16 protein-coding genes are annotated in these 14,033 nt (G+C 65.8%); 9 read left to right on the top strand and 7 right to left on the bottom strand.

Translation table 11 applies throughout. The annotated features are described in order from the left end of the window. Positions 1 to 20: 20 nt before the first annotated feature. A complete protein-coding gene (locus ACIQCM_RS01195; RefSeq protein ID WP_400603846.1) occupies positions 21 to 746 on the bottom strand; it encodes a beta-ketoacyl-ACP reductase in 726 nt (241 codons plus the stop codon). A gap of 154 nt (positions 747 to 900) precedes the next feature. Between ACIQCM_RS01195 and ACIQCM_RS01190 the strand changes: the two genes are divergently transcribed. The 4 genes from ACIQCM_RS01190 to ACIQCM_RS01175 are packed head-to-tail and all read left to right on the top strand — an operon-like array spanning position 901 to position 2,969. Then, complete coding sequence (locus tag ACIQCM_RS01190) at positions 901 to 1,353, top strand: DUF3099 domain-containing protein (RefSeq protein WP_400603849.1); 453 nt, start codon at positions 901 to 903, stop codon at positions 1,351 to 1,353. After that, positions 1,350 to 1,613: a hypothetical protein gene (locus ACIQCM_RS01185; RefSeq protein ID WP_400603851.1), complete on the top strand. Its 264-nt coding sequence runs from the start codon at positions 1,350 to 1,352 to the stop codon at positions 1,611 to 1,613. The genes ACIQCM_RS01190 and ACIQCM_RS01185 overlap by 4 nt, the downstream gene beginning before the upstream one ends. Next, positions 1,614 to 2,489, top strand: coding sequence for an SURF1 family protein (locus ACIQCM_RS01180; RefSeq protein WP_400603853.1), 876 nt, complete (start codon positions 1,614 to 1,616; stop codon positions 2,487 to 2,489). Between the two features lie 3 nt (positions 2,490 to 2,492). Continuing rightward, entirely contained in the window at positions 2,493 to 2,969 is a 477-nt protein-coding gene (locus tag ACIQCM_RS01175) for a YbaK/EbsC family protein (protein WP_400603854.1), read from the top strand. A 48-nt stretch (positions 2,970 to 3,017) separates the two neighbouring features. Here ACIQCM_RS01175 and abc-f read toward each other — a convergent pair whose 3' ends face one another. Continuing rightward, on the bottom strand, positions 3,018 to 4,616 hold the full coding sequence (abc-f, locus tag ACIQCM_RS01170) for a ribosomal protection-like ABC-F family protein (protein WP_400603856.1): 1,599 nt from the start codon (positions 4,614 to 4,616) through the stop codon (positions 3,018 to 3,020). Positions 4,617 to 5,223: 607 nt separating this feature from the next. Between abc-f and merA the strand changes: the two genes are divergently transcribed. Further along, positions 5,224 to 6,669, top strand: a complete 1,446-nt coding sequence (gene merA / locus ACIQCM_RS01165; RefSeq protein ID WP_400603858.1) for a mercury(II) reductase — start codon at positions 5,224 to 5,226, stop codon at positions 6,667 to 6,669. Positions 6,670 to 6,814: 145 nt separating this feature from the next. Continuing rightward, positions 6,815 to 7,489 (top strand): haloacid dehalogenase type II, encoded by a 675-nt coding sequence (locus tag ACIQCM_RS01160; protein ID WP_400603860.1) that lies wholly within the window; start codon positions 6,815 to 6,817, stop codon positions 7,487 to 7,489. Positions 7,490 to 7,552: 63 nt separating this feature from the next. Here ACIQCM_RS01160 and ACIQCM_RS01155 read toward each other — a convergent pair whose 3' ends face one another. From ACIQCM_RS01155 to ACIQCM_RS01145, 3 genes are all read right to left on the bottom strand, one after another. Continuing rightward, on the bottom strand, positions 7,553 to 8,215 hold the full coding sequence (locus ACIQCM_RS01155; protein WP_400603862.1) for a Crp/Fnr family transcriptional regulator: 663 nt from the start codon (positions 8,213 to 8,215) through the stop codon (positions 7,553 to 7,555). A gap of 125 nt (positions 8,216 to 8,340) precedes the next feature. Beyond that, on the bottom strand, positions 8,341 to 8,793 hold the full coding sequence (locus ACIQCM_RS01150; protein WP_400603863.1) for a hypothetical protein: 453 nt from the start codon (positions 8,791 to 8,793) through the stop codon (positions 8,341 to 8,343). An 89-nt stretch (positions 8,794 to 8,882) separates the two neighbouring features. After that, positions 8,883 to 9,167 (bottom strand): DUF427 domain-containing protein, encoded by a 285-nt coding sequence (locus ACIQCM_RS01145; RefSeq protein ID WP_400603865.1) that lies wholly within the window; start codon positions 9,165 to 9,167, stop codon positions 8,883 to 8,885. Positions 9,168 to 9,414: 247 nt separating this feature from the next. On the opposite strand from ACIQCM_RS01145, the gene ACIQCM_RS01140 reads away from it, so the two are divergent. The 3 genes from ACIQCM_RS01140 to ACIQCM_RS01130 are packed head-to-tail and all read left to right on the top strand — an operon-like array spanning position 9,415 to position 11,435. Then, positions 9,415 to 10,056, top strand: coding sequence for a biotin transporter BioY (locus tag ACIQCM_RS01140; RefSeq protein WP_400603866.1), 642 nt, complete (start codon positions 9,415 to 9,417; stop codon positions 10,054 to 10,056). A 9-nt stretch (positions 10,057 to 10,065) separates the two neighbouring features. Then, positions 10,066 to 10,797: an energy-coupling factor ABC transporter ATP-binding protein gene (locus ACIQCM_RS01135; protein ID WP_400603868.1), complete on the top strand. Its 732-nt coding sequence runs from the start codon at positions 10,066 to 10,068 to the stop codon at positions 10,795 to 10,797. Then, positions 10,794 to 11,435, top strand: a complete 642-nt coding sequence (locus ACIQCM_RS01130; protein WP_400603870.1) for an energy-coupling factor transporter transmembrane component T family protein — start codon at positions 10,794 to 10,796, stop codon at positions 11,433 to 11,435. The genes ACIQCM_RS01135 and ACIQCM_RS01130 overlap by 4 nt, the downstream gene beginning before the upstream one ends. On the opposite strand, the gene ACIQCM_RS01125 is transcribed toward ACIQCM_RS01130, so the two are convergent. Both ACIQCM_RS01125 and ACIQCM_RS01120 read right to left on the bottom strand, forming a co-directional pair. Continuing rightward, positions 11,425 to 12,627, bottom strand: a complete 1,203-nt coding sequence (locus tag ACIQCM_RS01125) for a thiolase family protein (RefSeq protein ID WP_400603873.1) — start codon at positions 12,625 to 12,627, stop codon at positions 11,425 to 11,427. The genes ACIQCM_RS01130 and ACIQCM_RS01125 overlap by 11 nt on opposite strands. After that, positions 12,599 to 14,005, bottom strand: coding sequence for a class I adenylate-forming enzyme family protein (locus ACIQCM_RS01120; RefSeq protein WP_400603875.1), 1,407 nt, complete (start codon positions 14,003 to 14,005; stop codon positions 12,599 to 12,601). Before ACIQCM_RS01120 ends, ACIQCM_RS01125 begins: the two co-directional genes overlap by 29 nt. Positions 14,006 to 14,033: the final 28 nt, after the last annotated feature.

The raw sequence follows: 14,033 nt of genomic DNA, 5'->3' as shown, positions 1-14,033 counted from the left end.
CTAGTTCCCGCAAGGGCCTCCTAGTGACCCATGCCCAGGCCGCCGTCCACCGGGATGACCGCGCCGGAGATGTAGGCGGCCTCGTCGCTGGAGATCCAGCGGACCACGTTTGCCACCTCGGAGGCTTCAGCGAAACGGCCGGCTGGGATGCTGGCCAGGTAGTCCTTCTGGGTGGCTTCGGGGAGCTCGGCGGTCATGTCGGTGTTGATGAAGCCGGGGGCCACCACGTTGGCGGTGATGCCGCGGGACCCCAGCTCGCGGGTCAGGGAGCGGGCGATGCCCACCAGGCCTGCCTTGGAGGCGGAGTAGTTGATCTGGCCGGGGGCGCCGTAGAGGCCGGAGACGGACGAGATGAGGACAACACGGCCCTTGCGGAGCCGGATCATGCCCTTGGAGGCGCGCTTGATCACGCGGAAAGCACCGGTGAGGTTGGTGTCGATGACCGACGTGAAGTCGTCCTCGCTCATGCGCAGCAGCAGCGTGTCCTTGGTGATGCCGGCGTTGGCAACCAGGACCTCCACGGGACCGTGCGCGGCTTCGACCTCCTTGAAGGCGGCATCCACTGACGCCTCATCGGTCACGTCCGCCTTGACGCCCAGGATGCCCTCGGGCAGCCGGGTTTCGCTGCGGTAGGTGACGGCCACCTTGTCGCCGTTGGCCAGGAAGGCTTCCGCGATGGCCAGGCCGATGCCGCGGTTGCCGCCGGTGATCAGGACGCTGCGGGGGGCGGAAACTGCTTCAGTCATTGACGGACTCCGGTTCTCTGCGGCATGCGGCGCCGCGGTAGCAAGGTGGTGTTTGGGACTGCCTCCGATCTTAGCGAACGGCCCGGGCCGGGTTTGGGTGCCACTGCCGATGGTGAGAGAATTAACCCAAGCCTTTGGAGCGTGATCAACCACCGTGACCCTTGAAAACCATGCAGGACAGTCCGCGCCCGGAGAACCCGGCCGGTTCTCGGGTGACGCAGAAGTCCACAGCATTACGGATGCCGCCGCAGCCCACTCGGTGGACATGCATAAGCGCATGGTCAAGTACGCCCTGGCCATGGGCATCCGCATGGTGTGCCTGATCCTGATCTTCGTGGTTGACGGCTGGTTCAAGCTGATTCCCGTGGCCGGGGCGGTGTTCCTGCCCTGGATCGCAGTTATCATCGCAAACGGAAGCGACCTCGCCGAAGGCCACAGCGACCTGTTGCTGGACTCCGCGCCGCTTGCCGAACTTGAGGCGCCCGCGCTCCCGGGCAGCGGTGATGAGCCGGGCAGTGCGCTGCTCCAGGGTGAACTGGTCGATGACACGGACCCGGGCGGCCGAACAGACAACCCCAACGCCGGGGAGGAGCGGCGGGCATCATGAGTATTTTCGATTTCGCCGCGGGTTCTGATCCCGCGTTCCCGGAGGATGCAGCAGTCTGCTCGCGCAAGGCCTGCCGTGCCGGAGCCTCCTGGCAGTTGCTCTGGAACAACCCCAAGATCCATACGCCTGAACGCCGCAAGACCTGGCTTGCCTGCGGGGAACACCGGGAGTGGCTCGAGGACTACCTGCAGACCCGTGGCCTGTGGAAGGAGACCCTTCCCCTGGACGCCCCGGACGGCGCCCGGGAGCAGGACAGCTGAATGTACCGGTTCCTCTTTTCCAGCAAATGGCTGGGCTATCTTCTGCTGGCCGTGATCTTCGCCTCCGCCTGCGTTTTCCTGGGCCGCTGGCAGATGGACCGCCGGGCCGAAACGCTTGCTGAGATCAACCGTGTGGTCAGCAACTATTCGGCTGCCCCGGTGCCGTTTGCGCAGGCCCGGGACCAGTTCCGGGTGCTGGACCCTGAGAGAGAATGGGCGCAGGTTGAGCTGAAGGGCTCCTATGACCCCAGCGGGCAGCGCATTGTCCGCAACCGCCCGCTCAACGGCCAGCCCGGCTACGAGGTGCTGGTCCCCTTCCGCCTGGACTCGGGCGAGACCGTCATCATCGACCGCGGCTGGCTGCCCATCGGCAATAAGAACCCGGGCAGCCCTGATTCGGTGCCCGCTCCCCCGGCCGGCGAGGTCACCGCCGTCGTCCGTTTGAAGCACCCCGAGCCGGAACTGCAGCGGGGCGCCCCGGAAGGCCAGCTGGCCTCCATCGACCTGAACGCCTACGCCGCCCAACTGCCCTATCCGGTGCTCACCGGCGCGTACGGCCAGCTGGCCTCGGAAACCCCGCCGGCGGCGGGGATGCCCTATCCGTTCCCCAAGCCGTCCGTCGAGGAGGGCACCCACCTGTCCTACTCGCTACAGTGGTTCGCATTTGGCGTGCTCATGTTTGTGGGCTTCGGCTACGCGGCGCGGCAGCAGGCGCGCAACGCGGCGATTGACGCGGAGGACGACGGCGAGCCGGACGCGTCCGGAACCGTGCACTCTGCCGTCCCCGCGCGCCGTCGTCCGGCCCCGCCCCGGAGACGGAAGCGGCCAACGGCCGAAGAAGAGGAAGACGCACTCCTGGACGCGCAAGGGTACTGACCGATGGTGAAGAACGACGGCGGTCCCGTTGCCCGGGTGCGCTCCGCGCTGGTCGCCGCCGGCGTCGGCGACACGGTCCGGCACTTCCCTGCAGGTGTCCCCACCGCCGCCGCCGCGGCCGAGGCGCTGGGGTGCGACATCTCGGCGATTACCAACAGCCTGGTGTTCGACCTGGCAGGCGAGCCCCTGCTGATCCTCGCCAGCGGCGCCGCACGGGTAGACACGGCATTGGTGGCCCGCCAGCTGGGATCGGAAAAGATCCGCCGCGCCTCACCCCACTTCGTGTTGGAACATACCGGCCAGGAGGTAGGCGGAGTAGCCCCTGTAGGCCACCCCAAAAGAATCCGAACCCTCCTGGACGACTCCCTGAAAACCAAGGACCTCCTCTGGGCAGGAGCAGGAGACCACACCACGATGTTCAGCATCACCTACAAGGAGTTGCGGAGAATCACCGGAGCGCTGGAGTTGCCGGTGCGCTGAAGCGGCCTGCGCCGCGCAGCAAAACCTGTCACGGCGCCCCGGAGAACGCTACGCGAGCGTGATCAGGTCCAGGTAGTCTTCGTTCCAGTGGTCTTCCACGCCGTCCGGCAGCAGAACGACGCGCTCGGGGTTGAGGGCTTCGACGGCACCTTCATCGTGGCTGACAAGGACGACGGCGCCGGAGTAGTTCCGCAGTGCGCCAAGGATTTCGGCGCGGCTGGCCGGGTCGAGGTTGTTGGTGGGTTCGTCGAGGAGCAGGACGTTGGCGCTGGAGGCAACGATCGTGGCAAGGGCCAGACGCGTCTTTTCCCCGCCGGAGAGCACGCCGGCGGGCTTATCCACATCGTCGCCGGAGAACAGGAATGAGCCCAGGATGCCGCGGACTTCCGCGTCCTTCATGTCCGGGGCGGCGGAGCGCATGTTCTCGAGGACTGTCCTGTTGACGTCCAGGGTTTCGTGTTCCTGGGCGTAGTAGCCAACCTTGACACCGTGGCCCGGGATGACCTCGCCGGTGTCCGGCTGGTCCACCCCCGCGAGCATCCGCAGAAGGGTGGTCTTGCCCGCACCGTTCAGGCCAAGGATGACCACCTTGGAACCGCGGTCGATGGCCAGGTCGACATCGGTGAAGATTTCCAGCGAACCATAGGACTTGCTCAGCCCATCGGCGGTGAGCGGCGTTTTTCCGCAAGGCGCGGGGTCCGGGAAGCGCAGCGCTGCCACCCGGTCCTGCTCGCGGACGGCTTCCAGGCCGCTGAGCAGCCGCTCGGCGCGCTTGGCCATGTTCTGGGCGGCTACAGCCTTGGTGGCCTTGGCGCGCATCTTGTTTGCCTGGTCCATGAGGACCTGGGCCTTCTTTTCGGCGTTGGCGCGTTCCCGCTTGCGGGCGCGCTCGTCCGTTTCGCGCTGCTGCAGGTACCGCTTCCAGTCCATGTTGTAGAAGTCGATCTGCGCACGGTTCGCGTCCAGCAGGAACACCTTGTTGACTGTGGCTTCGAGCAGTTCGGTGTCGTGGCTGATCACGATCAAGCCGCCCTGGTGGTTCTTGAGGAAGTCCCGCAGCCACGCGATGGAGTCGGCATCGAGGTGGTTGGTGGGTTCGTCCAGGAGCATGGTCTCCGCATCTGAATAGAGGATGCGGGCCAGCTCGACGCGGCGCCGCTGGCCGCCGGAAAGTGTCTTGAGCGGCTGGTTCAGCAGACGGTCCGGCAGTGCCAGGTTTGAGCAGATCGAGGCCGCTTCCGCCTCTGCGGCGTACCCGCCGGCAGAAAGAAACTCCGCCTCAAGCCGGTCATACCGGTTCATGGCCTTGCGCTGGACCTGAGCGTCGTCGCTGGCCATCTCCTCCTGGGCCTTCCGCAGCTTACCCACCACGATGTCCAGGCCCCGGGCCGAGAGGATCCGGTCCCGGGCCAGCTGCTCCATGTCCGGGGTGCGGGGGTCCTGCGGCAGGTACCCGATCTCGCCGCTGCGGGTCACTTTGCCGGCAGCCGGAAGGCCTTCGCCGGCGAGGACGCGGGTGAGGGTGGTCTTGCCTGCACCGTTTCGGCCCACCAGCCCGATCTTGTCTCCCCTGTCAATGCGGAAGCTCACCTGGTCCATGAGGAGCCGGGCGCCAGCGCGCAGTTCAAGATCCTGGACGGTAATCACAGCAGGTAAGGCCTTTCACAACAGGGAACGCCGCAGCCACGCACAGATATTGCAGGACAGCTGGGGAGAATGGCCGGAGAACGGCCTTTTCAAGTCTACCGGGTGCGTTTGGTGGCAGGAACCGCGAATACCCACCTCGCCCCGGCTCTGGCGTCATGTGACTCCGCTCCTGCGGGGCCGGGCGCTGTGCCGGGAGATGCGGGGTTAGGGGCATAGCATCGTGGAGGGTAGGAATTCGGATATCAGCCTGGCCGCCCAAGCGGATTATCTGTTGTCCTGGACAGCAGCCTTGGAACTACCCCGCCCTGTACTGTCCCGGCTGCCGCCGACGTTGATGTATCCGTCCTTCGTGCAGTTGCTTCACCAGGGCCATGACGACCGGCAGCGGGCATGCATTTCACCCCCGTCGAAGCGGACCGCCCTGGTGGTCATGCCCACCGTCGCGGCGGCCTGGCCAATCAACATCTGACACCTCTCCTTGCCGGGTAGTGCACTCCTTCGGGCTGTCGCAGGCCCGTGAATGATCCTCCTTCAAGCATGCCTGGACCTTCCCCTATCGGGACGGGTGAAGAGTAGGGTGGCCGAGACCACTCCCGAAGGGAGCGCCATGAGCGCCAAACCAGACATTGATGTAGACCTTGCGATTATCGGCTCCGGCGGCGGAGCCTTCGCAGCCGCCATTCGGGCAACAAAATTTGGCAAGTCGGTATTAATGGTGGACCGATCAACCACGGGTGGGACGTGCGTGAACACGGGTTGTGTCCCATCTAAGGCATTGCTTGCAGCTGCTGAAGCGCGTCACGTGGCGCTGGACGCCGGTTCGAGATTCCGCGGCATAGACGCCTCCGCAGGCCCGGTGGACATGCACGGCCTGATTGTCGGAAAGCGTTCCCTGATAGCGGAAATGCGGACCGGGAAGTATGTTGACCTGATCACTGACTACGGCTGGGACTTCAGAAACGGAGACGCCTCATTCACCGGTACGCCGGAGGACCCCGCCCTGGAGATCACCGCCACGGACGGCGAAAAGGTATCAGTAGCCGCGGCCCACTACCTGGTGGCCACCGGATCAGCGCCATGGGTCCCGGAAGTTCCCGGACTCCGGGAGACGCAGTACCTGACCTCCACCACGGCCATGGAATTGGAAGAGGTTCCCGAGTCCATGCTGGTGGTCGGCGGGGGGTACGTGGCGATCGAGCAGGCCCAGCTGTTCTCGCGGCTGGGAACCAAAGTGACCATGCTGGTCCGCTCCCGTCTGGCCTCGGCCGAGGAACCGGAGGCCGCGCGGGCCCTGATGAGCGTCTTCAGTGACGAGGGGATCCGTGTAGTCCGCCGTGCCACCATAAAGTCAGTAGGCCCGGACGCGGCAACGGGAGGAATCCGGGCAATTGCGGATGTCGCCGGAGCGAAGGAAGAATTCAGCGCCAGCCGCCTGCTTATGGCCACCGGACGGCGTCCTGCCACCCACGGGCTGAACCTGCACGGCGTGGGAGTGCAAACCGGAGACACCGGTGAAATAGTCGTTAAGGCCACGATGGCCAGCACCAATCCGCGCATCTGGGCCGCCGGTGACGTCACCGGTCACACGAACTTTGTTTATGTGGCATCCGCGCACGGTGCACTTGTTGCTGAAAACGCCTTCACTGGCGCCGGGCGCAAAGTGGACTACCGGCACCTGCCACGTGTGGCGTTCACCAGCCCCGCAATGGCAGCCGTTGGTATGACCGACAGGGAAGCCCGAAGTAGCGGCATCAGTTGTGAATGCCGCGTCCTCCCGCTGGAATACGTACCCAGGGCACTGGTAAACCGGGATACGCGCGGCTTCATCAAGCTCGTGGCCGAGACCGGGACCGGCCGGATTCTCGGGCTCACCGCGGTCGGCAAGGAGGCTGGAGACATTGCGGCAGCAGGCGTGTATATCCTGGCGGCCGGAATGACTGTCGACCAGGTGGCGAACCTGTGGAGTCCTTACCTGACAATGGCCGAAGGGATCAAGATCGCCGCGCAGTCCTACACCACGGACATCTCCCGGCTTTCCTGCTGCGCAACATGAGCCTGCTCCAGACGCATCACCGCGGCGGACTTGCCCCTGCTTCGCCGGGGAATGGCTCCATCACGCCTTCCTCGACAAATTCAAGTACCGCAAGGAAAACTGGTCCCGGCAGCGAATCACATGCGAACAAAAAGGAGATCCACGGTTGAAACCTTCGGTCATCGTTTTTGACGTCAACGAGACACTGTCCGACATGTCCCCCATGGGCCAGCGGTTCGTCGAGGTCGGTGCACCCGCACAGCTGGCAAAATTGTGGTTTGCCACGCTGCTGCGGGACGGTTTTGCCCTGACGGCCTCCGGTGACAACAGAAGCTTCGCCGCCATCGGCGCCGAAGCACTGCACGGCCTGTTTGCGGGCACCGAATTGAACCAGGATGCGGACTTGGCCGTGAAGCACGTCATGGCAGGCTTCTCCGGCCTTCGAGTGCACACGGACGTCCCAGACGGCGTGACAGCCCTCGGCGCAGCAGGTTACCGGCTCGTCACGCTCACCAACGGGTCAACGCAAGTGGCCGAGAAGCTCTTTGCCGATGCCGGGATCCGGGACAGGTTCGAACGGCTGCTCTCCGTCGAGGACGCTCCGGCCTGGAAACCGAACCCCGCCTCCTACGAATACGCTGCATCGGTCTGCGGGGCCACCCCTGACCAGATGTTGCTCGTGGCCGTGCACCCTTGGGACATCCACGGCGCTGCCCGCGCAGGACTCGCCACGGCCTGGCTTAACCGGTCCGGCGGCCCATACCCCGACTACTTCCGGGCGCCCGACTACACCGCGGCCACGCTCCCTGAGCTGGCATCCTCGCTGGCGACAGCCACATGAACAACGGTTGATGGCGCCTGCGGTTCAGCGTGGTCATTACGTGGTGAAGATGGCTTTGTGGGCCTACCCGGCGGAGCTACGGGCGATTCTGTTCAACAGGGCGCGGTCGTGGATGATAATCCGGCCGCGCCCCTGCCGGATGGCCCGTCGAGCCGCAAGGTCGCTCATGATTTTGCTTGTCGCTTCCCGTGAAGCACCGAGCAGCCCGGCGAGCTGTTCGTGCGTCAGGTGGATGGTCGGTCCCTGTCCGAACCGTCCTGGGGAGGCGGTATCACCCAATTTCAGCAGGGTGGAGGCAACCTGTGCTGCCAGCGGCCGAAGCGCAAGGTCCGTGAGCCGCTCCTCCAGCCGGGCAACCTGCTCACCGAGCAGTCGGGAGATACGCACCGCGATCCTCGGGTCGGCGAGCAGGTAGCGTTCCACTTCTTCAACGCTGAGCTGGCAAACAGCCGAGTCCTCAATGGCCTCGGCGTAATTGTCATACATACGCTGGCCGATCAGCACCATCTCGCCAAAAACGGCTCCTGGTTCAAGGATGGCCATGGTCAGTGCCTTGCCGTCCTCGGTCACGCGGAATACCCGGACCCGTCCGCTCTTGAGGATAAACAACGCTGTTAGTGGCTGACTCTGGCTATACAGCAGCTCTCCCCGGCGGAATCTGCGTGCGGGGGCCATGAGCTCCATGGCCCCCATCTCCTCTGGCGTGAGGTCGGCGAAGAGATCCACCTCGGTCAGGCAAGCAAATGCGTCGGCTGGTCCTGCTGTCAGGGGATTGGCCTCTCGTTGTCGGGGGGACCATGGTCGCAGGTCTCCTGATACGGCAGCTGCCACGTCCGCACGGCAAATATCGGTCATACCTGGCCTTTGAGGATCCGGACCGCCACCAGTCCCAGAATAACGCCGTATACCAGATGACCCATGAGGCTGAACATGGCCATCGCGTCAATGGCGAAGAGAGGCATTCCGAGCATGGCCGGCATGATGGCCAAGGGGCCCAGAACCCACCACATCGCACCATAGGCGAGGCCGATTACTGCGCCCTTGGCATACGAGGCGGAGAGCATGCCCCCCAAGGGTATGACGAGGCCCCAGCCGATGAGCACGGAAATCACCATGTGCACGCCAAAACCCACTGCAGCAGAGTCGGAGCCGACCATGGATGCGACCATCGGGAGCATGCCCATGAGGGACATAAGCATGCCGAACACCAGCCCGCCTGCGAGGCCGCCGGCCGCACCGGCTACGATCCTCCGGCCGAGCTGGGTAGCCGTGGGGTGGTGTGGAAGTGCTGAAGCGGAAGCCATGATGATTCCTTTCCTCGAAGTTGTGCTTACCAGTTCAGCCTTGCCTGTCCCCTGGAGCGGTTCAGTGAACTGGGCTACACAGCAGCCGGCTAATCCTCGATGGTCACACCGCGCCAAAACGCGACGCGGTCCTTGATGGGCTGGGCGCGGGATTTTGGGTGGGCGTAGTACCATGCTGCGTCCACATTCCGCTGACCGTTGACTTCCAGCGTGTGATAGCTGGCCTGTCCCTTCCAGGGGCAGAAGGAATACATGTCGCTGTCCTGGAGGTAGCTCGGATTGACGTCCTTCCGGGGAAAGTAGTGGTTTCCTTCCACAACCACTGTGTCGTCGGATTCGGCGATAACCGCGCCGTTCCAGATGGCCTTGACCATGATCGTGTTCCTTTCGCAATTGGCCCGAGGGTTAGGGCAGGTGTCCACCCTAAGGCGCCCGACTCCTCGGGTTCTGTAGCACAGCACACAGTCGGCCGGACGATGAGTGGCCAAAGCCATCGATTTGTGAACAGCGCTCAGCAGCATGCCATCCAGTTAGTAGGTCCCCCACAAAACTGCACTGCCAATGCCCCGGTAACGTCGGGAGCACATCACATTTTCCTTGTACACCAGCGACAGGACCACCATGGGCAACACACGCACCTCCGCAGAACCCAAGCCAGCGCTGCGCCGCACCTGGAACGCCACTGATCTCGGCCTGATCGCCGTATTCGCGGCGCTCGTGGCCGGCTCCGCGCTCGTTCCGGGGCTCGCCGTCAACGGGTTCGGCGTCCCCATCACCTTCCAAACCCTCGCCGTCATGCTGACAGGCCTGGTGCTCGGCCCGGGCCGCGGCTTCGCCGCCGTCGGCCTTTACGTCCTGCTCGGCCTGGCAGGGCTCCCGATCTTCAGCCAGGGCCGCAGCGGCCTGGGCATCCTGGCCGGCCCTTCGGTGGGCTACATCATCGCATTCCCCATTGCCGCAGGCGTGGTGGGATGGCTGGCCACCGTCGTCATCCGCCGCACCGCCAAGGTCCGTGCCCTCGGGTTCTTCCTCGCCGCCACTGTCACCAGCGTGGTGGTAGTCCACTCACTGGGCATTCTCGGCATCGCAATGAACACGAAGGCAACCATCGGCCAGGCATTCCTCAGCGACCTCATCTTCTACCCCGGAGACCTGGTCAAGAATGTCCTCGCAGGACTCATCGCCGTTGCCCTGCACCGCGCCTTCCCGGACATCCTGGTGCGGCGCACCCTCCGTACGGCTCCCATGCAGATCCGGGACTAGGTTTCCACCATGCCCGCAGTGAGCTTCGACGAGGTGACGGTGTCCGTCCCGGTGGAGCACTCCCCCGTCCCGAAGGTGCTGCTGGACGACATCACCCTGCGGCTCACCGACCAACGGATCGGAGTCATAGGCGCCAACGGTTCCGGCAAGTCCACCCTGCTGCGCCTGGTGAACGGCCTGGTCCAGCCCACGTCCGGCAGCGTAACGGTGGACGGCGCGGACACCGTTGGCGCCGTCCGCGCCGTCCGGCGCACGGTTGGGTTCGTCTTCACGGATCCGTTGTCCCAGCTGGTGATGCCCACAGGCCGGGAGGACGTGGAACTGTCCCTGCGCCGCTCGGTCCGGAACGGTGCAGAGCGGCGCAGGCAGGCAGAGGCCGCAATGGACCGGCTGGGCCTGCTTCACCTCGCGGACCAGAGCATTTACGAGCTCTCCGGCGGCGAACGCCAGCTGATGGCGCTCGCCGCCGTCCTCGCCGTCGATCCCGGTGTCCTCGTCCTCGATGAACCGTCCACCCTGTTGGACCTGCGCAACCGGGAACTGCTGCGCCTCACCCTGGCAGGCCTGGACCAGCAAATCATCATGTCCACCCACGACCTTGACCTCGCACTCGAGATGGACAGGGTCCTGGTGATCGAAGCGGGCCGCGTTCACTTTGACGGCCCGCCGGCCGCTGCCGTTGCGGCCTACAGGGAATTGTGCCTCCACACCACTGCCGGCCCCGGAACAGGTACCCGATGAGGGGCCACGGCTTCCTTCTGGCCAACTACGTTCCGGGCAGCTCAGTGCTCCACCGGGCGCCGGCCGGACTGAAATTCGTGCTCGTGTTCACCACGGGGCTGGCATCGTTCATCGTGGTGGACTGGAGGGTTTCCGGTGCCGGCCTGGCTGCCCTGTGTGTTCTGTTCCTCAGCACGGGAGCCGGTCCCAAGCGGCTCTGGGCGGCGGTGGGTCCGCTGGTGCCCGTGCTGCTGGTCATCGGCGCTTTCCAGTGGTGGCAGCTGGGCGGCCCGGCGTCCGCACGCATTGTGCTGAACATCCTGATCTGCGTGGTGGCCGCATCGCTGTTGTCCGCCACCACGCCTGTCCAGCAGATCCTTGACGCGGTAGTAAAGGCAGCCGGACCGTTCAAGCGGTTTGGCGCCGATCCCGAACGCTTTGCCCTCACCATTGGCGTCATGCTGCGCAGCATCCCCTACATCGCCGGAACCTTCGCGGACGTCCGCGATTCGGCCCGGGCCAGGGGCCTGGAACGGAATCCGCGGGCACTGGTCCTGCCCGTTTTCATCACCTCGGTGGCGTTTGCCCGCCAGACCGGCGAAGCACTGGCCGCCCGCGGCCTGGGCGAGCCCGACGAGGGGGCCGAAGTCAGTCCCTGAGCTTCACGTACTGCATCAGCGCCGCCGTGCCCATCCCGCCCGCAATACTGATCATGGCCAGCGCCAGCAGTCCCGGCCGGTCCGCCTCCCGGGCCTGGGCAAGAAGCCGGGTGACCAGGACGGCGCCGGACGCCCCATAGGCGTGGCCCAGGGCGAGGGCGCCGCCGTCGAGGTTGGCCGCTGCAGGATCGATTCCCAGCAGGTCCAGGCTGGCCAGCGCCTGTGCGGCAAACGCTTCATTGAACTCCACCAGGTCAAGCCGGCCGGGCTTTACTTCTGCCGCTGCCAGCACTTTGCGCGCCGCCGCGGCCGCGCCCACGCCCAGGAGCTGCGGTTCCACGCCCGACGTCGCTGTGCCCACGACCAGCAGGCCGTCTGAAGCGCCCAGTTCCCTGGCGCGCCGCAGGGAAGTGATAACGACGGCGGACGCGGCGTCAGCGTCGAAGCACGAGTTTCCGGCCGTGACGCTTCCTCCTTCCACAAAGGCGGCGGGGAACCTCGCCATTACGGCCGGGCTGAGACCGCGGCGGGGACCGTCATCGGCGGCCACTGTTCCCCCGGGACCGGCCAGGGGCACTGTCTCGGCTGCAAAACGGCCTGCAGCGGCCGCCGCAAGGGCCCGCTGGTGGCTCCGTAATGCGAACCCGTCCTGCCGCTCCCGGCCGACGCCGAATCGCTTGGCGACGTTTTCCGCCGCGACTCCCATATCCGGGTCGCCGAAGTCTGCCGGAACAAACCGGGCGCGCGCAAAAAACTCAGGAACGCCGTCGTCGTCCTGGTAGGCGCGAAGGGGCGCCGTGCTGGTGCTTTCCACTCCTCCGGCAAGATAGAGGGGGTTGCCGCCGGCGGCAACCAGGCCGCCGGCCAGCACGATGGCATCCAGTCCCGAGCCGCACTGACGGTCGACGGTGAGCCCCGGCACGCCTACCGGGAATCCGGCTTCCAGCAAGGCGTAGCGCGCCACGTTCCCGCCGCCGCCCACGGCGTTGCCGACCACCACGTCCGTCACGGCGGAGGCGTCGACACCCGCGTCCGTCACCAACTCCCGCAGGACCGGCGCGAGCAGCGCATGGGGCCGCAGGCCACGCAGAGCACCGTTCGTGCGGCACACGGGAGTGCGGCGGGCGGCGATGATGACCGGCTGCCGGCCGGGCGGGAGGAGATCAGGTGCCAAGGCTTCGGACCCGCGCATCCCGCGCGTCGATCCAATCGAGGAGCAGGCTGCGGCTGACCTTGCCGCGGTCCGTCACCGGCAGCTCCGCCAGGGCATAGAACTGCAGGGGCCGCTTGTCCCTTGCCAGGATGTCCGCAAGTCCGGCACGAAGCTGGGTGGCCGTGACGCCACCGTGGGACGGTACTACGCCGGCCACTACCCGCTGGCCGCGCAGATCGTCCGGCATGCCCGCTGCCACGGCAGCAGCCACGCCGGGAACGGCCCCCAGTGCCAACTCAACCTCGTGCGGGTAGACGTTCTTGCCTGAAGTAAGGATCATGTCCGAACGCCGGCCCAGGATGTGCAATTCGCCGGCGTCAAGGTATCCCTGGTCCCCTACGGTGAACCAGCCGTCGAATGAGCGAAGCGCCTCGCCGTCGTCGCCCCACAGATAGCCGTTGCTGACCATGGCGCTCCGGACACAGATATTGCCGGGCTGGCCGTCGGGAAGCGGGGACCCGCCGTCGTCCATGATTTGCACCGCCACGCCCGGGAAAGGCCGCCCGATCCCGGTGCCGCCCAGGGCCGGCGCCGCGCCGGCCGGGAGCCCCGCGCCGGAAACGAAGCTGAGTTCGGAGGCGCCGTAGTACTCGTAGATGGTGGCGTTCGGCGCCCAGCGGCGGGCCGCCTCCAGGGTGCGCGCATCCAACTTGGAACCCGCGCAAATGATGGTCCGCACTCCGGAGGCATCCACGCAACCGGTCAGCCCCCGTTCGCTGAGCATGCGGAGCATCGTGGGCACCAGCACCAGGCGGGTGACGCGGTCGTGGGTGATGGCCGAGTGCACGTTCCCGACGTCGAAAGTTTCGAGGGTCTGGAATTCGGATCCCGCGTAGAGGCACTCGGCCAGGGCATACAGGTTCAGGCTCGCAGCCAGCGGCCCAGGCGCCAGCGTGACGTCATCCTGGCGAAGGCCAAAGAACTCGATGGAGGCCTCAAACGACTCCTGCCAGGACCGTCTCGACCGGGTAAAGGCCTTCGGGACCGCCGTGGTGCCGGAGGTAAGGCCGATCAGGAACGGGGAGTCCCCCGGGCCGTCCTCCAGCGCATCATCGGTCGCGACGGCCACAGCCTGCGCAGCGGCGTGGACCCGGTGCACGATCTCCTCCTGCAGGAGGACGGGCCAGGCGGGATCGAGCACTGCGCACTGCCGGCCGCCTGCAACTGCGGCGGCGAATTTCACCGCGAAGCCGATCGAGTTGGGCTCGCACAGGGCCGCCACGGATTTGGTTTCCGCGACCAGGGAGGCCGCTTCATCACGGAACTGCGCCCAGTCCAGGCGGCGGCCCGCGATCACGACGGCGGTGTCGTGGGGCCGTTCTGCGGCCCAGCGCTGGAGCTTGTTGAGAAAAGGCATCGGATCAACTTTACCGGCCGGGCCCCTT

It is taken from the genome of Pseudarthrobacter sp. NPDC092439 (genome assembly GCF_044754945.1).
GTDB lineage: Bacteria > Actinomycetota > Actinomycetes > Actinomycetales > Micrococcaceae > Arthrobacter.
The sequence above is the reverse complement of the archived record's forward strand: the minus strand, read 5'-3'. Positions and strand labels throughout refer to the sequence as shown.